We start from the raw sequence: 24,209 nt of genomic DNA on the forward strand, positions 1-24,209 counted from the left end.
ACTCATGGAAATTGAGTACTATCCATCCGGTCCAGCAATTCAGATAACAGGGGATCAGCGAATATTGATAGTAGCCGATCTACATATGGGCATTGAGTCTGATCTACTACTTCACGGAGTACACCTGCAAAGCAGAGGTGCTGAACGGATTGATCGACTGAATGCTCTTGTAAAAGATATTGCTCCAGATATTATCCTGCTGCTTGGTGATGTAAAACATCGGGTACCCGGGACCTCCTGGCAGGAGTTCCGTGAACTTCCATCACTCTTTTCTGATCTCCGAAAACACACAATAATTAAAGTAACTCCTGGAAATCACGATCCCGGAATTGAAGAATTTTTAAAGCCGGAAGAACTTCTTCCAAAAGAAGGTTCAATTCTTGATGGCATCGGGGTTATGCATGGACATACGCGTCCTGATTCATCTCTTGCAGGCCACCTGATTGTGGCTGGTCATCACCATCCGGTTGTATCATTATCTGATGAAGTGGGCATTGCCCTTAGATCTCCATGTTATGTCCTTGCTGAATTGCGCAACGAAGTATTTGAAAAACCACCATCCGAAGATCCTAAAACTCGTGTACTGATGGTACCTGCATTCAATGAATTCTCGGGGTACGGAATCGAGAAAACGTTCAGAAAACCATTCTCACCCATTTCACGAGCAGTGGTGATCGAGACTGCAGAGTGTCTTCTTGCTGATGGGACATATGGCGGTGACCTCTCTTCAATAATCAGGCATGAGCACACAGACTGTACTTGATCCACGAGTCGTCGCATGTATAGCGGAGCGTGGATTTGATGAATTCTCTGAAGTCCAGCAACGTGCGATACCAAAGGTGCTAGCCCGAGAACATCTGCTCCTTATTGCCCCTACAGGAACTGGTAAGACAGAAAGTGCAATGATTCCAGTATTCAACCAGATGCTTTCAGCTGGTGCTGGTGGAGGGAAGGGATTTACCACACTCTATATTACGCCACTCAGATCTTTGAACCGGGACATTCTTCGCAGAATGGAATGGTGGTGCAGCAGGCTCGGATTCACGGTAGGTGTGAGGCATGGAGATACCACCCAGAGTGAACGAAGGAAACAGACTCTTTCGCCCCCTGATCTTCTGGTGACAACACCTGAAACCCTTCAGGCTATCTACATGGGCAGGCGTCTTCGTGAGCATCTGAAACAGATACGATTTGTAATTCTTGACGAGATTCACGATCTCGCAGGGACAAAACGGGGAGCCCAGATGAGTATAGCTCTAGAACGCCTCGTACCATACGCAGGAGAATTTCAGCGCATCGGTCTCTCAGCAACGGTAGGAAATCCTGAAGAAGTAGCCCGGTTCATGACCGGCAGACGACCCTATACCATTGTTGAAGTTCCGGTCACAAAGCACCTCGCTATCACGGTAGAACTCACTGGTGAAAAGTTTGAGGATCAGGTAAAACTCATCAGAAAGCACATCAAAGAAGGTCCGCCAACACTTATTTTTGTCAATACACGTGCTACTGCTGAATCACTCGGGATGAACCTCCTCAAAGATGGCGGAATTGATGTGCATCACGGTTCTCTTTCACGAGACGTCAGGATAGAGGCTGAAGAACGTTTTAAGAATGGTGAAATCAGGGCACTCATCTGTACATCCTCAATGGAACTTGGAATCGATATCGGTCATGTTGATCATGTTATCCAGTTTGGTTCCCCCCGGGAGGTCAGCCGGCTGGTTCAGAGAGTCGGTAGGGCCGGACATCAGATTGGAAAGATATCCAGGGGCACCATCATTGCCAGTGGATTTGATGATCTTGCTGAGTCACTGGTGATCACAAGACGGGCTCTTGCCGGACAAGTCGAAGAAGTGGTCCCGACATACCAGGCCGGTGATGCAATTGCAAACCAGATAGCGGCGATGGCTGTTGAGTATGGAGAGATTTCAACAGATGATATCACCTCAATTCTTTCTGGCTCATCCATCTCTCTTGATGCCGAATCAATAGTCCCGGCAATAATTTCACAACTGGCAGAACATTACATCCTGAGACGGGATGGAACCAGGGTTATTACTACCGGCAGGGCTCGCAAGTACCTCTCCAATAATCTCTCGATGATCCCTGATGAACGGAAATTCCCGATCTATGATATGGTCTCAAGACGTACAGTCGGATCCCTCGATGAATCATTCGTTGTTACCTATCTACATACAGGTGCTGTGTTCATTGCCCGTGGTCATCTCTGGCGTGTTCTTGAGATGGAAGAAGGAAAGATCACTGTAGAACCCGCAAAAAGTGCAGAAGGGGAACTGCCATCTTGGGAAGGAGAGCAAATCCCAGTTCCCTTTGCGGTTGCACGTGAAGTTGGTGCTCTCAGACGAACCCGGCAATTTACCGATTACACATCAGATCAGGTAGTAACCAGATACGCAGAAGCATATCTTGTTGCAGTAGAGAATAACCGGGGTATCATTCCGACTGACGAGATTATTACCCTGGAGCAAATCCCAGAAGGTGTTGTCATTAATCTTTGTGCCGGTCACCAGACTAATGAAGCATTCGGCAGGGTTATTTCAATCCTAATTTCAGCACGTTGGGGGACAACCGTTGGAATTGAACTCGATGCATACCGGATCCTCCTGAGACTCCCAAGAGAGGTAGTTGCAGGTGATGTGCTGGAGATTATACATGGATTGGATCCAGAACATCTTCGGGCAATTCTGGAAGTTGCACTCAAACGAACATCTCTCTTTAAATGGAAACTCGTTCAGATCGCAAAAAAATTTGGAGCGATTGATGCTGATGCTGATTATGAACGTCTGAGTATGCACAGACTTGGGGAGCTCCTCTCAATGCCTGCAATCCAGGCTGAAACTTATCGTGAACTCTTCTCACGGTACATGGATGTAACTCACGCCACTGAGATCGTAAATGGTATAAAAGAAGGATCCATCACAATGGTACTTGGTCTGCCGAGCATGATCGGGGCTTCGGGGATCTTCTCTCATCGCGATCAAATTCCACCACCCACAGCTGATCAGGCTGTTATCGCCACAATAAAACACAGGCTGGCAAAACAGGAGGTGATTCTTGTCTGTATGAACTGTAGAAAATGGAAAGTCAGAACCATTGTTGACCGGGTTTCTGATCACCCGGTTTGTGGGCATTGTAATGCCAGACTTATAGCTGCACTCAAACCATACGAAGAGGAACAGTACAGCATAGCAAATAAAAAGACCAAAAATACCCAGGAGAAGGAGATAGAACGTCGTCTTATCAAAAACGCAAATATTGTGCTTTCGAGCGGGAAAAAGGCAGTTCTTGTTCTTGCAGCAAAAGGGGTCGGCCCTGATACAGCGTCTCGGATTCTGGCAACATGGACAGATGGTGATTCACTGTATCGTGAAATTTTAAAAGCCGAACGTAACTTTATTAGAACTCACAGATTCTGGCAATCATAAATAAAGAGAATAGAACCCGGCTTGCCGGTCACATTATGCTGCCAAGCTTCTGTTCAAGGAAGGCAAGTCCACGCTTGATGTCTTCCATGTTTTTCCCTCCAGTCAGAATGATCTTTCCAGAAGAAAAGAGCAGTGCAACGATCTTCGGATCTGCAATACGATAAACTAGACCCGGGAACTGCTCAGGTTCGTATTCGATATTTTCAAGGCTGAGGGTCATGACCACCTTGTTAAGATTGATCTTGTTGCCAATATCGTATGAACAGACGATGTTGGTTACGGCCACTCGTGGTTCATCATAACAGGCGATACCTGCCTCTTTCATCTTTCCGATGATTAATTTAAGTCCGACTTCAAGTGAATTATTATCTCTGATACCAGTCAGGACCACTTTTCCTGAAGAAAATATAAGTGAGGCAATCTTTGGGTTCTCCATCCGGTACACTGCCCCGGGGAAACGCTTTGTATTGAGTTCACAATTCTCGATATTATTGGAGATCACCTCAAGATCAATTGAATCAGCGATTGCCCCTGAAGCAACAATATTTTCGATCTTCAGGGATTCGTATTGTTTCTCTTCCATTGCAGATATGATGGGGTCTGACATATCATAATACTAATGGTGATTATCATCAAATGAAGCCCGTATTACTCGCCTTTCACAAAAAATGCAAACCTGGGATCTGGTGCGGATATTTATATCGATTCATATACTCATGTCCCATGATCCTTGTGTACAACATCCTGATAGTATCTTAAATACTCTCCACTAACGTATGGGAAGGTATGAAGCAGGAGATTGCACACCGGATGACCTCATATGAGGAAACGGTTCGTGATTTCAGGATTGATGTTCCTGAATTCTACAACTTCGGTTTTGATGTCATTGATCACTGGGCTGAAGTGGATCGTAACAAACTGGCAATGATATGGGTGAACCAGGAGGGCCAGGAAAAGAAGTATACCTTTCGTGATCTCCGTAACCTCTCTGTTGAAGCCGCCAATATCCTGATCAAATACGGGGTCAAAAAGGGAGACCATGTGATGCTCATGCTCCATCGTGTCCCTGAATGGTGGATATTTGTCATCGCTCTTATCAAACTCGGTGCAGTTGTTTGTCCATCACCCACAATGCTTACCGCAAAGGATCTCCAGTATCGTGTTAATGCCGGCAAGTTCAGCATGCTGATCACCGACATGGAAAATTCTGATAAAGTTGAGAAGATCTGCAGGTTCTGTCCCTCTCTCAAACACAGGATGCTGATTGACGGAGAACTTCCCAACTGGATTAGTTACCAGTACGAACTGCTATATCCGGCTCCGGTCTCCCGATCAGCTATAAGCATGCCATTTCAGCAGAAAACTCATTCTTCTGACCCGATGCTAATATATTTTACATCAGGAACTACAGGAGAGCCAAAGATGGTGCTTCATAATCATGGCTATCCTCTGGGTCACATCGTTACAGCACGTCTCTGGCAGGATCTCAACTCAAACGATCTCCACTTCACCTCATCAGATACCGGATGGGCAAAGTGTGCCTGGGGAAAAATTTTCGGTCAGTGGATAGAAGGTGCCTGCCTCTTTATCTATGATGCAAGGGGCAAGTTCAAAGCAACCGAACTGTTACCTCTGATTGAAAAATATGAGATAACAACCTTCTGCTGTCCGCCAACCATCTACCGGATGCTCATCATTGCTGATCTTGCGAAATATGATCTCAGATCCCTGAGGCACTGTGTGTCAGCAGGTGAGCCTTTGAATCCTGAAGTCATTCGAATCTGGAAAGAAGAGACCGGACTGCCTATCTATGAGGGATATGGACAAAGCGAGACATGTGCATGTATAGCAACATTTCCCTGTATATTGCACAAACCCGGGTCCATGGGTAAGCCATCTCCAGGATGGCAAATAGAACTTCATGATGATGACGGCAAACCAGTAGAACCTGGAGTTGAGGGAAGAATCGCAATTGGCCTTAATCCTCGTCCGGTTGGACTCGTGACAGAATACCTTGATAATCCTGACGCCAACGCGGAGTCATTTCAAAATGGGTTCTACTACACCGGTGACAAAGCATACATGGATGATGACGGGTATTACTGGTTTGTCGGGCGTAATGATGATGTTATCAAAAGTTCAGGGTATCGTATCGGCCCATTTGAAGTGGAAAGTGCACTCCAGGAACATCCTGCAGTACAGGAGTCGGCAGTAGTTGGATCTCCTGATCCGCTCAGGGGAATGCTGGTCAAGGCATTTATTGTCCTCAAACCTGGATATGAACCATCTGATCAGCTTACAAAAGATATCCAGAAGCATGTTAAGCGCGTGACGGCCCCATACAAATATCCCCGACTTATCGAATTTATGGAAGAGTTACCCAAAACTCTGTCCGGAAAGATCAAGCGTGCAGAGCTTCGGGACAAAGAAATGAAGCGATATCAGGAGTCACAATAAATCAGACTCCAATTTTCATATCCATCATGTATTACAAAAGATATAATAAAGGGAAGAGCACACCTGTAATGGCGCGAGGATCTCCGAGCCAGGTCAAAGGAGCTAGGTTCAGGGCCTAGTCGAGAAGTCGTTCGCCGGTTCAAATCCGGCTCCTCGCATCGTCCTTTTTTTATTAATTTTTAATATAAACGATGTTTTTCCTAAATACATTTAGAAAAAACTAACAACAATGCTGATCAACGAGAATCAAAGTAACACTTACAAAAAAGAGACAAAAAAATTAGATATATTTGTTCCGCTTTAACCAGTCTCGCTGAGGTGGAGTATAGCGGTATGAGATATCGCATTTGTCGTCCTGGAAACTCCATGGAGTTATGATAACAATATCTCCTTCTCTAATCCAGGCTCGTTTCTTGATCTTTCCCTTGATCCTGCCCATGCGGGTAACCCCGTCAAAACACCGGATCCTGATGTGGTTTGCCCCCATCATCAATTCTGCAAGACCAAACTGTTCTCGATTATTTTTTTTCGGCAATCGAACACGGATAGTCTCAACAGTCCCATCAGGGCGCTCATAATTCATGCTCCCTGAGTCGGGTGTATCACTTGTTCCAGGGGGGTTTTCTATAGGACTAATCCAACCAACTCCAGAATGATGATATATATCTGTGGCTATGTGCATTTAATATATCTGATTAGAATAATGGTTTTCACTATGATCAATCCCTGATTGTTCCTAAGATCAGAGAACTTATTGGATTTGAACAGAGATGATCATATACGTAGAATCAGAGGAAAAAATGCATTCCCAATTCAGTTTTCAACAACTTATTCTGATAAGCCTGCTTTTTATCATGAGTATTATCACAACCTGCTCTGCAGTGGATGTCAATTCATCGGGTATGGTGAATACTGTTGCCAATAATACCCAGAACAATCCGTTGGGTTCACCCTACATTTCACTAGTGCCGGAATCAACAAGTGTTGAAGTTGGTGATTCAATCGTCCTGCACGGGGTGATCGACAAGGCAATTCTCGGATTGAACCCTGGCAATGCAATACTTATCATAAAAACACCACAAAAAAGCAAATTTAATGCATTTACACAGGTACCAGTAAATAATAATGGCTCTTTCACATATTCTGTTCAGACTGATGTCACAGGTACCTGGACAGTATCAGTAAGGTACAGTGATGAGATCAGTGCATTAACTGATATTACAGTCTCGCCTCGCGCTATCTCTCTCTCCACAATAAATACCCTGAATTCATATGGTGCACCGGTAAGTGTGGGGGAAGAAGTAAATATGTTTGGATTTTTACGAGATTCAAAAGGGAAAGGAATTCCGGAGCGACAGGTAAAATACATAGTAGCCATACCTCCGTATGGATGTGACTTCTGCTCAGAAGATGAAGACTCAGATTACCTGATCTGGGAGACCTATGGTACTGCTACTACTGATTCTTCTGGAAAATATTCTATCTCAATCACTCCACATGACCGAGGAGAGTATAAGGTCAAAACATATTTCGGCGGAGATGAGGGATATCAGAGTTCAACCAGTGACATCAGGCGTATAAGGGTTAACTGATTTTGGGATTTAAAAAAAATCCTTTTTTTAATCATGGCATAACCTCATATCTGCCTGATTCAAATCATCTGCTATGAGGGTTCCTTCCAGGTTTTTGATATACCTTTCTTGTCTTGCGCTATACTTTTGTACCGCATTGATCGTTATCGAGACTGATAAAGGGGGAGAACCAATCTATACGATTCTTCGCATTGCCGGGCTATGGGGTTATATTTCATTATCCGGAGCAGTGATCATGAATCTCTTCAAACCTGATCTAAAAAGGATCTTGGGGAGACCATTTTTACAACTCCATCATCTGTTTGCAATATCCGGATTGCTACTTGTTACTCTGCACCCGGTCCTTTTTATTATTCTTTCAGGAGATCCTTCGTCCATTATTCCAGTTCTCTCGTCACCATTTCTTTTCTTTGTAAATGGCGGAAGGGTAGCGATTATTATTGTCTATTTTGCTTTTCTGGCAGGGCTTTTCAGATTGAAGATTGGTACCAGATGGAAAGTTATTCATCGCCTTGTATATCCGGCCCTACTTTTAGCCATCATTCACGCAAACCTTATTGGATCTACATTCCAAAATCCAATAATCCGGATAATCTGTAACGGTCTTGCTGTTGCAATTATCATTACCAGCATACTCAAAATGTTCAAACACCATAAAAAACACAAGATGGAAGCAAACAGAAGAATATCATAGTAAATTATCCCAAAATTTTCCAAGTCCACTTTAAAATAGGCATTATCAAATAATAATTTCAGAATCGCTATACATCCTGACATCATATAATTAACATGGATATCAGGGATTTCAGACTTGAGCGGTATATGGCACAACATGAATTTTCAGCGCCATTTCTACTCTGCTCTTCTGATTGCGAAACCTTGTCAATTCAGGATCTGTTAACGTTCGAAGATCAATCTTATGAGAACTTTTTAAACCTCAAACTCGGGTACACGGAGGCTCCAGGATCACCAGAACTCCGAGAAGAAATTTCCGCATGGTATAATGCAATCGATTCTAATGATGTGATTGTCACATCAGGGGCTGAGGAAACGATATTCATTGCAATGCATGTTTTACTCAGATCCGGAGATCATGTTATCGTCCAGATGCCAGCTTATCAGTCCCTACATGAAATTCCAAAGTCTATTGGATGTCATGTTTCTCCTTGGCATATGGTCGAAAAAAACGGGGCGTGGCATCTGGACCTCGAAATTCTGCACGATCTAATTACACCCAACACAAAGGTATTGGTGATAAACTCCCCTCATAATCCAACAGGGTACCAATTCTCTGCATCTGACTGGGCAGAAATCGAAAAGATATGCTCAGATCACTCAATATTTATCATATCTGACGAGGTCTACCGTGGAATAGAACATAATCCAGATACAGCACTAAACCCGATGGCAGATATGAGTGAGTCAGCCCTATCCATAGGAGTAATGTCAAAATCACTCGGTCTTGCAGGTTTGCGAATTGGATGGGTAGCTTCACAGAATGAAGAATTCAGAAAAAAATTTCAGGCCTTTAAAGATTACACAACAATATGTAACAGCGGCCCTTCGGAGTATCTTGCCAGGTTAGCATTAAAGTACAAGGATCAGATTATCAAGAATAATCTTTCGATCATCCATGAAAATATGGATATCCTTCACACATTTTTCAAGAGTTACGCTGACCAGGTTACCTGGTCAGCTCCTATTGCCGGGTCCACGGCATTTCCCAGGTTGGTATCAGACACACCTGTCGAAACCTTTTGTGATAAGGTCCGGAAGGATACGGGAGTACTCCTGCTTCCCGGGACAGTGTTCCATGTTGAAACACCCCACTTCAGATTAGGATATGGAAGAAAAAACATGCCTGATATTTTAGGCAGGTTTGAACAGTATCTACAATCCCGGATCTAATTTATATGAGATCGATATATCCCACAGATTTAATCAAGGTGCAGGGTCAAATAAGTTTAATCGAAGAGACCTAATCATGTCGGTAGAAATCCTAGTTGTTGATGATGAACCTGCTCTCAACGAGCTTTTTGTTATCGGCCTGAAAAAATACGGGTTTTCTACAGAGGGAGTACTCGGAGGCAGAGAATGTCTGGATCTACTCAAAGATGAATACAGGCCTGACCTAATTCTACTCGATATGATGATGGAACCTATGGATGGATGGGAAACTCTCCATCATATCAAGGCAGACCCGGATTTTCGTAAGATTCCGGTAATCATGCAGACCGGAAAAAACCTGACTTTTAAAGAAGCTGAACAATTTTCATACTATATTGAGGATTACATCATGAAGCCGATTACCCCCAAGCGTTGTGTCGACATTATTAATGAAATCCTTGAAAAGCAACGAATAATACAGGCACTTATAGATAAAGCACATGCGAAGGGATGCTCTGAAAGTGAGATTGATCACTTTGTTACAATTCATCGTGCCAATGATGTGTCAGGAAGGCTAATGCATCTACTTGAAGATCGATATGGTTCATCTACAGGTGAACAGGATCCTGATTCATACGGGCCTGAAGATTTCCAGATTTTTAGATCAAAAATCAAAGCAGAATATGATCTTCTCATTCAGAATATGGGCATTAATACCTGATTTCCTTTCAGGAAAATGCCCTTTTTTAAAGACCAGCAGCCTTAAAAATCATGGTGATGGTTTTGTGGGACTATCCAGATTACAGGATTCAAGGATTGCCCCAACAGTTCTGAATGCATCCTGAAGATCCTGATAATTTGGAATATGTGCTTCCCCAAGCATATCAATAGCTGACTTCATAGAGTCACCTCCGAGAAGACATCCAACCACCATGCTATGAGTAAACCTGGAGAGTCTGATCATCTCATGAGCAAGGTTTTTAGGATCCATCATAGCCACCGGTGCAGTGATTACTACAGCAATATCCCAGAGATGTTGGTACTTAATCATTACATCAAATACTCGGGCAAAACGTGAAGCATTACTATCCCCGAGGAGATCAACCGGATTTTTATGAGACCAGGAATCAGGGAGAATACTATTGAGTTCTTCAATAACCTGATCAGACAGTGTGATCATCTCCATCGCACTCTTTTCTGCATAGTCTGAAGCAAGTACTCCAAATCCTCCTGCGTTGGTGAGGATGATCGTTCTTTTCCCTTTGGGATAACCTTCAGAAACCACAAGACGGGCAATATCAAAGGCCTCCGCGAGAGAATAGGCAGGGATCACCCCACTCTGCTTAAAAGCTGCAATGTATGTTTCATAACTCCCTGCAAGGGATCCGGTATGCGACGAAGCAGCTTCACGACCTCTTACTGAAGAACCAGACTTAAGTGCGATCACCGGTTTTCTTCCCCTCATATTTTTGGCATATGCCAAAAATGCATGCCCGTCACGGATCTCCTCGACATACAGGATAACAGCATAGGTATGTGGGTCCTGATCAAGAACCTGCAAATACTCTAAAAATCCCATGTCGGTCTGGTTTCCTACACTAATGACAGATGAAAAACCTATGCGGCGGGAAATTGACCAGTCTAGAACCGTTGTAATGATGGCACCACTTTGAGAAATGAATCCAATTTGGCCAGAAAGTGGAGACTGTACATCAAAAGTTGCATTCAGGTCCAGTGGCGGGATAATGATACCCAAACAGTTCGGACCGACTATCCTTATTCCTGTCTCTCTGGCTACCTTAAGCAGTTCTTCTTCAAGTTCTCTTCCTGCATCACCGGTCTCTTTGAATCCGGCAGTCAGGATCACTGCAGATTTTACTCCCTTCTCTCCTGCTTCTTTAACAATATCAGGAACTGTTACTGCAGGGGTTGCAATAACCACCATCTCAACAGGGCTCGGAATAGAACTAATGGTAGGATAGACTTTTTTACCAAGAATATCACCAGCGTTCGGATTGACCGGGTAGAGTTCGCCCTGGAAGTTCAGAAGATTACGAAAGACAGCATATCCGACCTTCCCCGGAGTTCGTGATGCTCCAACTACTGCAATAGAGGAAGGATGGAGAAGGTCCGGAACCGGTGAAAGAATCTGTGGAGTGACCTGGGGTTTTTCAGGTGTAGATTTTATAAATATCCGGGCGTCTACTGCACATGCACCATTATCCCAGAGGACAAGCGGGTTGATATCAAATTCAACTATTCTTTCATCTTCAAGAAATAATCTGCCAATCTTTTCCAGTATATCCACGAGGGTCTGCTCATCAAGAGGTTTATGCCCACGATAACCAGATATCAGCCGGTATCCAGCCATCTCATGGATCATGGCTCTGTATTCAGGTGCGTCTACAGGCAGAACTCTCATTGAGAAATCATGAAGGAGTTCGACAAAAATTCCACCCATCCCCACAGTGAGTACCTTACCGAATGCTGAATCTATTTTTCCTCCGATGAGCAGTTCGGTTCCTGATTTCATTTCCTGTTCGACAAGATACCCGCTAATTACTGCTTGAGAATCATATGTAGCAACCTTTTGATCAATATCCAGAAGGGCTTCAACAAGTGCCTCATGACTGGCAATATGCAGAACTACTCCCCCTGCGTCTGTTTTATGGATAATTTGTCCAGAGACAACCTTTACAACAACGGGAAATCCGATGTCTTCAGCAGCAACTGCTGCCTCCTCATGGGTGGTCACAAACCGGTATGCCGGAACCGGAATACCATACCTGGTGAGTAGTTCGTACCCATCCTTTTCAGTAAGCAGCCGCCTATCCATTGTATCTCCTGCGTATGTGTCAGCATAGGCAACTCAATCAGATAAGCGTTGTGTGAAAAAATAAGATTCAGATATTCTGAAGAAGAGCTTGAAAAATTCCCTTACGAAGAACTTCTCTTGTAACTGGCAGATCCGTGGAGACAGGAGTGAGACTACCCAGTGATTTTGAATTGATGAAAAATTCTGATGAACCTGGTGCGATATCAGCGCTGATGGTATTATTGAAGAAGATCATTTCAACGCCTGATACAGCAAGATCACTGGAAAGGGTATGAATACATTCTTCAATCTCTTTCACTTTCTCTTCGGGAGTGTCTTTGTGGCGCCATTCAATCTTTAACGTTATCTTCTCAATACTACCGCCACACCCTGTGCAGGATTCACATTTATCCGGTGTACACCCGGCTTCGGCCTGTTCCATTATAGTCACCTGAATTTACTCATAGTAGTGTATGGCATTACATTTTGAAATTGTTCTCTATTCCAATCCAACGCTTTTCAAAATATACTATAGAATTTTTCCAGGTTCTGTTCTATAATCGTATTGCATTGCGTTATCAGGATGAAACGTCACTTATTTTTTTCGATAAGTGAGGGAATTTTGATAATGGTGATCCATCATCATGATGACGATAAGAAAAAGGGGGTTTTGTGTGCAACCTTCAGCCGGGCTTGGATGGATCAGGTATGTATATTGGGGGGGTTTTGGAGTTCTGATTCTGGTGACTTGTGCGCCCCGGCTTTGGGCTTTGCACAAGTATTCCTCACACTGAAGGATATTTGAACTTTACAGAAACAGGGCGAAAGTATTTTTCAATTTTATACATATTTCAGAATAAATTGCATGAAAGCCTCAATTTTAATTTAATCTCAAATTTTAATACATAAATAACATTCATCACTTTCGTCCTAAAAATTAAGTTAAAATTTAGCGAAGAAAAAAACCGGTTTTCACCCGTAAAGATAATTGGTTTCTCCCGGTGATCTTATCTGACAAACATCATGGAAAATCAGATTATCGCCCATCTTGACATGGATTCATTCTATGCTTCTGTTGAGATCCGTGATGATCCCTCTCTTACAGGACAACCGGTCGTAGTTGGCTCTGATCCTCAGGAGGGAAAAGGACGCGGTGTGATCAGCACATGCTCATATGAAGCACGAAGATATGGTCTCCATTCAGGGATGCCGATATCTCAGGCATGGCAACTCTGCCCCCATGCCGTATATATTCGTCCAAGTGGAAAATACAGCATTGTTTCTGCTCGAATTATGGAAATCCTGCAGTATTATACGCAACATCTTGAACAGGTTAGTATAGATGAAGCATATCTTGATTTTTCTGACTGTGGTTCCTATGATCAAGCAGAAGAACGAGCTTTTTTTATTAAAAAAGTTTTACAGGAACATGAAGGGTTGAGTTGTTCAATAGGGATTGCACCGGCCCGTTCCTACGCAAAAATTGCATCAGACCTACAGAAACCTAATGGCTTGACCATCATCCGACCAGATAATCTAAAAAAAATAATATCCTCTCTTACTGTCGATAAGATTCCAGGGATCGGAAAAAAGTCATACGCACTGCTACAATCGCGTAAATTATCTACATTTAAAGATCTTGCTGAAGCAGACATTCAACTTCTTCAGGAAATTTTTGGAGCATGGGCAGTGCGAGTTCAGGATATTGCATCTGGCAATGATATCTCCGGACTTAAGGATCAGGGACCACGTCAATCCATCGGGAGGGAGACAACCTTTGCCGAAGATACTACTGATCCGGATCTGATATCAACAACCCTCGATGATTTGGCACGGTCACTTCATGCAGAACTGCTTAGAGTTCACGCACGAACAAGGACAGTAGGTATTCGTATACGATACACAGGTTTTGTTACATACACCAGATCAGTCTCGCTATCCCATGCTGATGATAATCTGGCGTCAATCATGAAAGCTGCACATTCATTGATTGAAGAGTGTTGGGAAGGAAAACCAGTACGTCTGATCGGGATAAGACTCTCTGGTCTCGTGTATCATGATCCTAAACAGTGTACTCTGGATCAATTCTTCAGTTAAAAAACGTACAATACAAACTGGAAAAATCAGGGGTAAAAGTACTGGATCGCAAACGCGACCATGTACGTCAAGACCCCGAATATCACCTGGGGGATAGTGTAACGCTTAAAGACAGTCTTCACATCATCCCCAGTTGTCCGGTGAAGCAGCCAGAAATAGGGATCTGTAACAAAGCAGATGACTCCTGCTCCTGCGATGATCATCAGGAAAAGTGCCAACGGGTTCATCATCGGAGGAATACCAGTACTGGCAATTATCTGCGCGGTAAGTATCGAGGTGACGATACGGGATCCCTGGGCAGTCTGAATGAGAGCTGCCATTACAAAGGGAATCAAAATGAGCGGAACATTTTGTGCAAGCACTACCAGTGAATCCTGGGCAAATGTACTCTGGGTGATCACATATCCAAGTGCTCCGGCCCCGCAGATGTCAAAAATTACAACTCCTGCATGCTTTGCTCCGGATACAAATCCCGTCCATCTGTTTTCAGGTAGTGCTACCATTACAGCAGCAATCATTCCTGCAAACATAATGAACTGAACCAGTGTGAAATGCGAGAGATGAAGAAGAAATAGACCGACCGGTATTGCAGCAAATATTACCAGAAATGGCACCCAAGCCTTTGGATGAAATTTACCAGTGCAAAGACCCGAATCAATCTCACATCCGGGTTGTACATACTTTTGATCTGAATAACCACTCTCCTCAAGCCCCCATTCAGCACCTTCTGACCCTTCTGATATGATTTCGGATTCGGCCTTTTCAGTTTTCCCAGGAATCAGTGAACTTGGCTGAATATCCGATATTTGCTCTGTTACTTTAGGGGCCCTCCATTTGGTCCACCAAATCAGAAGACCCAGAAAAATCACCGAGAGGGTGATCGTTACCATGTCAAAAGTTAATGGGGTGAGGTGTTTAGGTCCAAAAGTGTCAAAGAGCGGAAAAGTGACTGGAGTAGGATAGACAAATGCTACACCAAGTGTACTACCTAGAGCTACCAGATACATAAGGCTAGACTGGCGCTTTTTATCAGGAGCTAAGTGAGAAAGCACTGGCTGGAGAATCATGTAAGCTGTGATCGGACAAGTTGAAGGAACAGCGATAATATATCCAGCAAATCCAGAAAGTGAGAGCGGGCTTTTAAGGACTTTTCTGATATCTGAAACGATCTGTTGAATATAACCCTGTTCAACAAGATATTTTGCGATAACTGAACCAGCAAGAATTGGTATTCCCAGACTATTAAAAACACTTGCGCAGCCTGTTGCAACCTGTGTAAAAACCGCATCGGGATTCCCACCAACTGCAAATCCGAATGCCACCGCACCACCAACAAGGGTGATAAAAGGAGGTACACGGAATTTTATCCCTATCACAGAGATAAGAATGATAATGATGAAAAATATCTGCAGGGTGTACATTGAATAATATCACTCCTGATATAATATCAAATACCGTTCAGAATGAAATCCGACCACCATACGCTTGAAGAAGCAATTTATATAATTATTAGGAGGTTGTTTCCGGATAAACAGGTGCGCAGAGAACAGGGAGGCTTACAGAGAAGAAACGAAAGAGTTGATAAATCCAAGAAGAAAAGAATACTACATAATGATGGGGGGTCAATTTGAGAAGGGGCGGTGGGTGGAAGAACCTACACAACAGGCATCTGCTACGGGATCACCGGATGATCTTACAGAAAGGCTTAGTCAAGCAAAGGCTTCATTTGGGAAAGGTTTAGATGAGCTTCTCTCAGTCGGCAAGGAACTACTGACAACTCAGGAAGGCCGAAAGCATATTGGCAGAAGTATGGATCAGACAGGTGCTGAGATCATGGGAACCCTTGAGGAGACTGCCAGAAAGGCAACAGAATACATCTCTAGCGTTCTCGAACAGAAACGCAAAGACTGAAATAACACAATACAAAACGCCATCTGCAGGCTTTCATAATACATTCATGCCTAAATGGTTAGATACCGGATCACAACTTCTTAATCTGGATTATATTGCCAAATTTCAGGTTATAGAGATGACCCGGGAAGTAAAGGGTCAGGTCATCGTGGAAAAGGCTGTACTGAAGGCCATGATGAAAGACGGGGAACAAATAAACATTGCAGCATTTAAGAACCGGATGGATGCGGTGACATGGATGAGAACCAGACTCCGTAACAGTGAAGAAAAAGTGATCCAGGTTCGATAATTACTACCATTTCTCATATTCTCTAGCAGAACGAGATAATCATCAGTGTTTTATTTGTTTTTTGGCTACCTTTGGGCAAAATTTATCTGCCTTAACTGTGAGTGAGATTGCATGAGTAAATCCATTTATGTACCTCTGGATGTACCAAAAGATCAACAGAAAACCTATACCAGCAATTTTAAAACTATTACCCATGAATCAGGAAGGCTCATGCTCTTTGCCGGGGATCAGAAGATTGAGCACCTGAACGCAGATTTTTTTGGTGATGGAATTCATAAAGACGACAACGATCCCGAGCATCTCTTTCGTATAGCTGCAAAAGCTAAGATCGGATGTTTTGCAACTCAACTCGGACTTATTGCGCGATATGGTGCAGACTATCCCGATGTTCCCTATCTTGTCAAAATTAATTCTAAAACCAATCTGGTTGGTACATCACAACAGGAACCGTCATCAGGCCTTTTAAACACTGTAGAACAAGTAGTCAGATTTAGAAAAAGCAGCGGTTTAAAAATTGGCGGGATCGGTTATACAATATATCTTGGATCAGAGGCTGAATCAGAGATGCTGTCAGCAGCTGCTAACGCAATCTTTGAAGCACACCAAAACGGTCTCGTAACTGTGCTATGGATATATCCAAGAGGAAAAGCAGTCAAGGATGAGAAAGATCCACACCTTATTGCAGGTGCCGCAGGTGTTGCAGCATGTCTAGGTTCTGATTTTGTGAAAGTAAACCCACCAAAGAAAGAGGGGGCATCATCTGTTGAACTGATGAAGGAAGCAACTCTGGCAGCAGGAAGAACCAAAGTAGTCTGTGCGGGAGGTTCAAGCGTTGATGGAGAAATTTTCCTGAAACAACTCTGGGAACAGATCCACATCGGTGGTTGTGCTGGTAATGCAACCGGACGGAACATCCATCAAAAAAGCCTTGATGAAGCCGTCAGGATGTGTAATGCAATCTATGCAATCACCGTTCAGGATGCATCAATTGAAGAAGCAGTAAAAATATACGAAAAAAAGTGAAGAGCAATCTCTAACCTTACATCTGATTTTTTTAATTTTTACGATTATTTGTTACTTTTTCTTTTAGCGGGGTTATTTCCCAATCTTCATTAAAATCTCTTCAAGTGACGGATATTTTGATTCAATACGCTCTACTACTCCACCATTATTAGAAATATCAGAGGTAAGGGCATTAAGATCAGGAACAGACCGGACTGTTGACATCCAGAGATTTCCACTTTTTTCAGTTCCAACAGGCAATGTCAAGGGACTTTCTCCAAGAAGATGGAACCATACCTCATATCTAATTGAACCAAACTGCTCTCTAAGTTCTGGCATGGTCCCTCTGATAACAACATCTCCCTGCTTTAATATCATTACCAGATCGCAGATCTCTTCAACCTGATTGAGATTGTGTGCAGATAGGATGATAGTCTTACCGCGATTCCGCAGATCTTTAAGGTATTCAATGATGAACCGACTGGTCATCGGGTCAAGACCAGAACCAGGCTCATCATAAACAAGGATTGCAGGATCATGAATAAGGGTTCGTGCAATTGCAACCTTTCTCTTCATGCCTTTGGATAAATTTCCAATCCGTTTCCCATCAGGATTTAATGATAATTGGGCAAGTAATATACCGGCACGGGAATCTACTGTCTCCCGATCTAGTCCGTAAATCTCCCCAAAAAAGCGAAGGTAATCTGGAACCGTCATGGTTTCATAAAGGCGTGATTCTTCAGGAAGATAGCCGAGCTGGCACTTGACCTGCATGGGATCGGAAAGAACATCAACACCACCGATGGTAAGGCTCCCTGAATCAGGCTTAATGAGGCCTGAAAGAATCTTGAGTAGGGTGGTTTTTCCTGCACCGTTATGCCCGATAATTCCCAGGATTTGCCCTTCCTCACAGGTAAAGGATACATCGTGAAGCACAGTTGCCTCACCATACTTCCTGGAGAGATGTGACGCATTGATCATGCTTCCTTTTCCTGTACTCTGCATTCCATAAAAGATACACGACCTAGAGGACTCATGATTGATATATGGTGGCGTTCAATTCTCACCATTATGCAGATGCTGCATCAGCTTTTTACCATCTCACGGTGGGAGGTCAAACGTTTCTTCACCACTATGAGCAGGGATCTGCTCCCTATTTCGGTAATACTCCTGATTCTCCTCGTCCTGGTGAGTGGATTTGCTGCACAACGCGGGATGCATCTGCAGGATGGACTGTATAGGATTGGGATTGACAGCCCAACATATCTTGAAATTATTGGAAATGATCCCAGATATACAGTTTATGATACGAGTAATCTTTATGGAGTGACCCCGCAGAAAGCAGGTACTGATCTAAAGATCCAAACAGGGACGATTCTTCGAACACCTGGAGAGAAAGGTAAAGCTGCTCAAAAAAGTTTTGAACGCGATTACCAAGCATACTCTGATAGGATATATCAACAACAAAAAGATCTTTTTGCCGCATATCCTCTCTGGATTCAAAATGAGTACGTTTCAAGTGAACTCAACTTTCTAGCAACGCAGACCGGACAGCAGATCGGTATTCCCGGGCAGGCATATAATGAGGCTCCAGAACCAGATCTTCCGGTTGAGGAAGTTACACCACCGGTCTCATCAGTTCCGGTAGATTCGGAAGAACTGCGGATGAGCCTCGCTGAACAGATGAGAAATGACCAGGAGCAGGTGAGTAGATATACGGGAATTTTTTCAAAGGCTGACACTACGCAGATTCCCTATAAAGTTCCCTCTCTCCTCTCTCCTCCACTTCCATTTGATACCATCATCTTCATTTTTGTCTTCATTTTTCCGCTATACTTCACATCTCAATTCTTCATGATGAGTATCATGAACGAGCGCACCCTGAGGCAGGGAGAAGCACTTATTGCCGCCCCAATTAAACCGGAAATCCTTATTTTTGGAAAAATGTTGCCATATGCCATCGGTATGATCCTATTAGCATCTGCAATCCTGTTTGCAGTTCATACAGATATCATAGCTATCCTGCCACTCATTCCTGTTATCTTATTCTTTCTCGCATTTGCTCTCTTTATTGGAATGGTATCCCGCAGTTTTAAAGAACTCTCATTCATCTCTATCTTCTTCTCAACAATTGCTACCTCATATCTTTTCTTTCCAAGCCTCTTTGCAAATGTTCACATTGTAAGCCTTCTTTCACCGGTCACTCTTGTTGTATATGTAATCCAGGGAACCGGTTACACACTAATGGAGTATCTGTATGCGACTTCTCTCTTCTACCTGACAAGTTTCATTATCTTTGGTATCTGTATAAAAAATTTCAGAGAAGAGCAACTATTTACAGAATCCAGTATGGTTTCAAAGGTAAGGCTCTATCTTGCCGGACTGATACAACCCCGTCACTGGTGGTTCTCACTTTTTATTATCGGGTTGATCAGTATACCTTTCGTTCTCATGGCCCAGATGATGTACCTGGTTCTCTTCTTTAACCTCCCAATGCCTTTTTCATTAATTTTGATAATGTTGCTTGCTGCTTTTACTGAAGAGATGGCAAAAGGGGCTGGAATTATAGCACTTATCACTGCAATGCCAGGATTTCTAAATGCACGTATACTAGTGATTGCCTCAGCCCTCATTGCATTAGGGTTTCTTGTTGGAGAAAAATTACTCCTTTTTGTTACCATTTCGCAAATATCAGATTCCGTTTTTGGTGCAGCCCTGTTCCTGAGCATCGGAATGCTCTGGATGCCATTCCTTTTGCATACAGTTGGAGTCTGTATAACCGGAGCTTTGGTTCTATACAAAGGGCCAAAAGCGTTGCCATTTGGTCTAGCCCTTGCCACAGCAGTGCATCTTACCTATAATCTGTATATGCTCAGGGGGTGGCTTTGGTGAATGTTCATAGGGTCTTGACAATTACAAAAAAAGAACTCCGCGGACTTGCAAATGAGAAAACTATCCTGTTAGCAATCCTTCTTCAACTCTTTATAGCACTCTTCTCATCGTTTCTAATGGTAGGTCTCTCTGCAATGTATGACCCAACCACATATGGAAGTATTTCCGGAGTAAAATACGGAGTAGGAGTGGTTGGAAATGATACAATCCTGAAAGGGTTACTTGATGAAAATCCATCATTTAAATCATATCAAATGAATCTTTCAGTGGCACTTGGGGCACTTAAGGAGAGAAAACTTGCAGCAGTAATCTGGACATCAGAAACTCCCCCGGAAAGTGTGGACCCTGTCAGCCTAACACTTTATACGATAAAAAATGATATTCAGTCAGCGGTTATCGAGGTAAAAATCAAGGAAGTATTTCTAAAATATGAGGACATCCTTCGAGATGTAAGAAGTGACCGTATTACGAAGCATCCCGTTACTATAACCTCGGCAAGACCTGTAAACTCAAACACTTTTTACGAATTTATTTATGCCCTGTTGATACCTCTCCTTCTTTTCATGCCTGCCATCATATCAGCAGGACTGGTTATAGATCTCATAACTGAAGAATACCAGCAACAGACAATTGATACCCTGCGTACTACCCCTGCTTCCATGAATGAGATCATATGGGGAAAGATAAGTGCCTGCATTCTTCTAGTACCGATGGAAGCAGGTCTTTGGCTTGTGCTACTAATACTGAACAGAATAAGAATCGGATCTCTTCCAGAAATCCTTCTGCAGGTTATCTTTGCCTCCTCTGCCCTCATTCTGGTCGCTGCTCTTCTGGCACTTTATTACCAGGACCGAACAAAATCACAATTTATCTTCTCAACAGCAGCTGTTATTCTTCTTCTGCTCACACTTGCATTTCCAGGAAATCCTCTCAATATTATTGCTCAACTTGCCTCTGAATCACCAGCTCCGCTCTTCTGGCCAGTTCTTTTCGTTTTTATCTGTTTCTGTATAATATTGACTCTGTTAATACGCGTAACCGTACGAAAGGCAACAGAAACATCGTAGGTTATAAACAAAACCTTTCATTTTTCGATAAGTTGATGCCTGATTTATCGCATATACCATACAGTGGCTGATACATATTCATCATCTGGTTGGGCAGATCTTATCAGGGGAAGTTCACAGGGTAGGGAACTTGCCGGGTTCTGGCGTCGTTTTGCGGCATCAATCATTGATCTGATAATTCTTTGTATAATCAATGGTGTTGCCGCGGCATATCTTGGCCTTGGTGAAGGTTGGAGAATGCTCATGATGATTATTCGAAGGCAGGCAATCGTGTCAGATGATGGAATTCCTACAACATCACTTGTTCCAATGCCGGTGGCAACATGTATTCTGGTTCTCTTTATCCTTATTCCATGGATCTATTTCGCCTCTCTCGAATCTTCACGAAACCAGGCTACACTAGGTAAGATGGCATGCAGGGTAGTCGTGTCTGACCTGCACGGAAAACCGGTCACATTCGCAAGGGCCACATTACGACATTTTTCTAAATTTATTTCTGGAATCTTGGTATTTACAGGATTTCTCTGTATTGGATATACAAAATACCACCAGGGTCTTCATGATGTAGTCGCAGCAACACTTGTGTGGTACCAGCGTGAAACAGTAGAATAATTCCGATAGCATAAAAATATAAGAAAAATGAAAGCCTCACACTGGATTGATCCCTCATACTTTCTTGATAAAACATTATCGTTTCAAGATTGATTGCCTTGAATAGACTACAGACTGCTCTAATACGCGTGTTTGTAGTATTTCAGAAACCGAAAAAATGCAAACCTGATATTAAGGGATTAGGATTTCCATGACAAATACTGTAGTCAAAGAAATTCAAAAAAGGGAATACAAATATTTACAATTTTTTTAAACTTTCGATGAATTCGTCGCAGCAGATACATTAATCGAACCATTGATCAGATGCTCATCAAATTCTGACTCGTTGGTTTTACTGTGGGCAATCAGGTTTGAATCAAAATCTGATGTGTTTATTTTGCTGTGGGCTATCAAATTTGAATCAAAATCAGAAGTATTCACTGAAGCATTAATCAGATGATTATCAAAATCTGATGTGTTGATCTTACTATGAGCAATAAGATCTGAATCAAATCCAGAAGAATTAATAGTACTGTCAGCGATCAGTTGCCTGTCAAATTCAGAAGTATTGAGCCCAACATCAGCATATACACAGACTATCCCTAGGACCAGAATAACCCCCGCACAGATACATTTTTCAACCAATCTCATAACCATATTATCTCTTTCTCGAAGGACAAAAGGCTATTGATATAACAGGATAAATCTGACAGAATCAGAAATTACACGAAATTATCAATTTCTTTACTCATCAGAGAATAAGCATATCGAATAATCTGTCAAGGGGTAAGAATTGCATCATATTCGATGTATTTAATCTCAACAACATTGAAGAACATAAAGTGGCACAAAGGTTTGATGCGAGGGAAGGGATTCGAACCCTTGAATTCCTGCGAAACCGGATCTTAAGTCCGGCCCATTTGGCCTGGCTTTGGTACCCTCGCTTCCATCATTGCAGTAATTAAATACAGACTACCAGCGCCACAGAAATGCTGTCTGTCAGATATGCCTTACCTTATACTCTTTGAAACTATTTAATTATCAGTCTCTTTTGTCATGTTCTTCATCACTAATTGCCCCATATTAAGCAACCCAGGTTCACATTGAGATCACTATCTTCCTGGTTTGTCCGAATATACTATATATTGTTCATCCTCCACCTTGACAAGACAGATGGAACTACGAGGCTGGGTCGAACTCGACGGAATTGTTCTTTCAACCGATGAAATCTCATCTATACTAAATGAGGAACCTGAAAAGATATCTTCATTTGGAGGAGAATTCTTCCTGAAATGGAATTCCTGTAGTGCACGTGATCATTATGGGATTATTCCAGGAGATTGTCCCGCAGGGGAAGTCTGGTGCAATGGGAGGAAGATCAGGACCATTGAACCAGAATCACGATCTTTGGATCTCCACGCCGCAATCGTTGATTCAATCAAGATGAGATCCAAAGAAGGTGTGACCGCTTTATCCGGGGGAGTTGACTCAGCACTTGTTGCTGCCCTTGCACAAAAACCCTGTATCTCTGTTGGTGTTCAGGATTCACACGACCTGAAACGGGCTGCAATAGTAGCAGGAGAATTAAATCTCCCACTTGAGATCAGAACTGTCACCCCCGGTGAGATAGAAGAAACCCTTCCAAAGGTAATGAAAATCCTCAAAGATCCAACACCGGTTGATCTCGCCATTGCAACTACCCTTTTCTTTGTTTCCGAGACAGCCCACGATCAAGGTTACGAGAGAATTCTAACGGGTCAGGGAGCTGATGAGGTCTTTGGCGGGTACTCAAGATATCTTGGGAAGAATGAAGAGGAACTTATCAATACTTTTTCTACAGATTTTTCATCTCTGTCCAGACAGGGTATACGTGATCAGACTATTGCCGGGTATCACGATACCTGGCTCTCGATGCCATATCTAGACATCAGAGTAGTATGCGCTGCATCAACTATTCCTGTGACAGAGAAGGTCAGTGAGGGAATTAGAAAAAGACCTCTCAGAGAGATTGCAGCCAAATATCTCTCATCTGATACCGCATATTATGAGAAAAAAGCTATGCAATATGGAACAGGGATCTGGAAAGAAATAAAACGTCTTGCAAGGCAGAACGGTTATCAGAACTCAGTTTCAGATTACATGCACCATATCAGGAAGGCATAA

At 42.9% G+C, this 24,209-nt stretch carries 22 protein-coding genes and 2 tRNA genes; 16 read left to right on the forward strand and 8 right to left on the reverse strand.

Features of this window, described 5'->3' with window-relative positions:
• Positions 1-4 precede the first annotated feature (4 nt).
• Both DK846_RS04395 and DK846_RS04400 read left to right on the forward strand, forming a co-directional pair.
• The gene (locus DK846_RS04395; RefSeq protein WP_109967674.1) at positions 5-763 is read left to right on the forward strand and encodes a metallophosphoesterase; all 759 of its coding nucleotides are present in this window, start codon (positions 5-7) and stop codon (positions 761-763) included.
• Positions 741-3,446, forward strand: coding sequence for a DEAD/DEAH box helicase (locus DK846_RS04400; protein ID WP_109967675.1), 2,706 nt, complete (start codon positions 741-743; stop codon positions 3,444-3,446). The genes DK846_RS04395 and DK846_RS04400 overlap by 23 nt, the downstream gene beginning before the upstream one ends.
• Positions 3,447-3,474: 28 nt before the next feature.
• Here the strand turns inward: DK846_RS04400 and DK846_RS04405 are convergent, their stop codons facing one another.
• Positions 3,475-4,029 carry a TATA-box-binding protein gene (locus DK846_RS04405; protein WP_109967811.1) on the reverse strand — a complete coding sequence of 185 codons (555 nt, stop codon included), beginning with the start codon at positions 4,027-4,029 and terminating at the stop codon, positions 3,475-3,477.
• 203 nt (positions 4,030-4,232) lie between these two features.
• Here DK846_RS04405 and DK846_RS04410 point away from each other — a divergent pair, with 203 nt between their 5' ends.
• On the forward strand, positions 4,233-5,903 hold the full coding sequence (locus tag DK846_RS04410) for an AMP-binding protein (protein ID WP_109967676.1): 1,671 nt from the start codon (positions 4,233-4,235) through the stop codon (positions 5,901-5,903).
• Between the two features lie 73 nt (positions 5,904-5,976).
• Positions 5,977-6,061 (forward strand) — tRNA-Leu (locus DK846_RS04415).
• A 122-nt stretch (positions 6,062-6,183) separates the two neighbouring features.
• On the opposite strand, the gene eif1A is transcribed toward DK846_RS04415, so the two are convergent.
• Positions 6,184-6,486: a translation initiation factor eIF-1A gene (gene eif1A, locus DK846_RS04420; protein ID WP_245926458.1), complete on the reverse strand. Its 303-nt coding sequence runs from the start codon at positions 6,484-6,486 to the stop codon at positions 6,184-6,186.
• 217 nt (positions 6,487-6,703) lie between these two features.
• Here eif1A and DK846_RS04425 point away from each other — a divergent pair, with 217 nt between their 5' ends.
• The 4 genes from DK846_RS04425 to DK846_RS04440 all read left to right on the forward strand — a co-directional run bounded on the left by DK846_RS04425 (position 6,704) and on the right by DK846_RS04440 (position 10,103).
• Positions 6,704-7,495: a hypothetical protein gene (locus DK846_RS04425; protein ID WP_146201122.1), complete on the forward strand. Its 792-nt coding sequence runs from the start codon at positions 6,704-6,706 to the stop codon at positions 7,493-7,495.
• A gap of 94 nt (positions 7,496-7,589) precedes the next feature.
• Positions 7,590-8,189, forward strand: coding sequence for a ferric reductase-like transmembrane domain-containing protein (locus tag DK846_RS04430; protein WP_146201123.1), 600 nt, complete (start codon positions 7,590-7,592; stop codon positions 8,187-8,189).
• Between the two features lie 95 nt (positions 8,190-8,284).
• Complete coding sequence (locus DK846_RS04435) at positions 8,285-9,403, forward strand: aminotransferase class I/II-fold pyridoxal phosphate-dependent enzyme (RefSeq protein ID WP_109967680.1); 1,119 nt, start codon at positions 8,285-8,287, stop codon at positions 9,401-9,403.
• A 76-nt stretch (positions 9,404-9,479) separates the two neighbouring features.
• Positions 9,480-10,103 carry a response regulator gene (locus DK846_RS04440; RefSeq protein WP_109967681.1) on the forward strand — a complete coding sequence of 208 codons (624 nt, stop codon included), beginning with the start codon at positions 9,480-9,482 and terminating at the stop codon, positions 10,101-10,103.
• 48 nt (positions 10,104-10,151) lie between these two features.
• Here DK846_RS04440 and DK846_RS04445 read toward each other — a convergent pair whose 3' ends face one another.
• Both DK846_RS04445 and DK846_RS04450 read right to left on the reverse strand, forming a co-directional pair.
• Positions 10,152-12,218 (reverse strand): acetate--CoA ligase family protein, encoded by a 2,067-nt coding sequence (locus DK846_RS04445; RefSeq protein ID WP_109967682.1) that lies wholly within the window; start codon positions 12,216-12,218, stop codon positions 10,152-10,154.
• A gap of 67 nt (positions 12,219-12,285) precedes the next feature.
• Positions 12,286-12,639 carry a hypothetical protein gene (locus tag DK846_RS04450; protein WP_109967683.1) on the reverse strand — a complete coding sequence of 118 codons (354 nt, stop codon included), beginning with the start codon at positions 12,637-12,639 and terminating at the stop codon, positions 12,286-12,288.
• A gap of 581 nt (positions 12,640-13,220) precedes the next feature.
• Between DK846_RS04450 and dinB the strand changes: the two genes are divergently transcribed.
• Positions 13,221-14,294 carry a DNA polymerase IV gene (gene dinB, locus DK846_RS04455; RefSeq protein WP_109967684.1) on the forward strand — a complete coding sequence of 358 codons (1,074 nt, stop codon included), beginning with the start codon at positions 13,221-13,223 and terminating at the stop codon, positions 14,292-14,294.
• Positions 14,295-14,320: 26 nt separating this feature from the next.
• On the opposite strand, the gene DK846_RS04460 is transcribed toward dinB, so the two are convergent.
• On the reverse strand, positions 14,321-15,715 hold the full coding sequence (locus DK846_RS04460) for a GntP family permease (protein ID WP_109967685.1): 1,395 nt from the start codon (positions 15,713-15,715) through the stop codon (positions 14,321-14,323).
• A gap of 190 nt (positions 15,716-15,905) precedes the next feature.
• Here DK846_RS04460 and DK846_RS04465 point away from each other — a divergent pair, with 190 nt between their 5' ends.
• From DK846_RS04465 to DK846_RS04475, 3 genes are all read left to right on the forward strand, one after another.
• A complete protein-coding gene (locus tag DK846_RS04465) occupies positions 15,906-16,205 on the forward strand; it encodes a hypothetical protein (RefSeq protein ID WP_146201124.1) in 300 nt (99 codons plus the stop codon).
• A gap of 46 nt (positions 16,206-16,251) precedes the next feature.
• Positions 16,252-16,494: a hypothetical protein gene (locus tag DK846_RS04470; protein ID WP_109967687.1), complete on the forward strand. Its 243-nt coding sequence runs from the start codon at positions 16,252-16,254 to the stop codon at positions 16,492-16,494.
• Positions 16,495-16,605: 111 nt separating this feature from the next.
• Positions 16,606-17,517 carry a beta/alpha barrel domain-containing protein gene (locus DK846_RS04475; RefSeq protein ID WP_109967688.1) on the forward strand — a complete coding sequence of 304 codons (912 nt, stop codon included), beginning with the start codon at positions 16,606-16,608 and terminating at the stop codon, positions 17,515-17,517.
• A gap of 72 nt (positions 17,518-17,589) precedes the next feature.
• Here the strand turns inward: DK846_RS04475 and DK846_RS04480 are convergent, their stop codons facing one another.
• Positions 17,590-18,501, reverse strand: coding sequence for an ABC transporter ATP-binding protein (locus DK846_RS04480; protein ID WP_342769643.1), 912 nt, complete (start codon positions 18,499-18,501; stop codon positions 17,590-17,592).
• Between the two features lie 30 nt (positions 18,502-18,531).
• Here DK846_RS04480 and DK846_RS04485 point away from each other — a divergent pair, with 30 nt between their 5' ends.
• The 3 genes from DK846_RS04485 to DK846_RS04495 all read left to right on the forward strand — a co-directional run bounded on the left by DK846_RS04485 (position 18,532) and on the right by DK846_RS04495 (position 22,067).
• On the forward strand, positions 18,532-20,388 hold the full coding sequence (locus DK846_RS04485; protein ID WP_245926459.1) for an ABC transporter permease: 1,857 nt from the start codon (positions 18,532-18,534) through the stop codon (positions 20,386-20,388).
• On the forward strand, positions 20,385-21,455 hold the full coding sequence (locus DK846_RS04490; RefSeq protein ID WP_245926460.1) for an ABC transporter permease subunit: 1,071 nt from the start codon (positions 20,385-20,387) through the stop codon (positions 21,453-21,455). Before DK846_RS04485 ends, DK846_RS04490 begins: the two co-directional genes overlap by 4 nt.
• Positions 21,456-21,518: 63 nt before the next feature.
• Positions 21,519-22,067, forward strand: coding sequence for an RDD family protein (locus tag DK846_RS04495; protein WP_181391622.1), 549 nt, complete (start codon positions 21,519-21,521; stop codon positions 22,065-22,067).
• A 249-nt stretch (positions 22,068-22,316) separates the two neighbouring features.
• On the opposite strand, the gene DK846_RS04500 is transcribed toward DK846_RS04495, so the two are convergent.
• Both DK846_RS04500 and DK846_RS04505 read right to left on the reverse strand, forming a co-directional pair.
• Positions 22,317-22,697, reverse strand: a complete 381-nt coding sequence (locus DK846_RS04500) for a hypothetical protein (RefSeq protein ID WP_146201125.1) — start codon at positions 22,695-22,697, stop codon at positions 22,317-22,319.
• A 208-nt stretch (positions 22,698-22,905) separates the two neighbouring features.
• Positions 22,906-22,990 (reverse strand) — tRNA-Leu (locus DK846_RS04505).
• A gap of 229 nt (positions 22,991-23,219) precedes the next feature.
• Between DK846_RS04505 and DK846_RS04510 the strand changes: the two genes are divergently transcribed.
• On the forward strand, positions 23,220-24,209 hold the full coding sequence (locus DK846_RS04510) for an asparagine synthase C-terminal domain-containing protein (RefSeq protein ID WP_109967691.1): 990 nt from the start codon (positions 23,220-23,222) through the stop codon (positions 24,207-24,209).

Origin of the sequence: Methanospirillum lacunae (assembly GCF_003173355.1) — an archaeon.
GTDB lineage: Archaea > Halobacteriota > Methanomicrobia > Methanomicrobiales > Methanospirillaceae > Methanospirillum > Methanospirillum lacunae.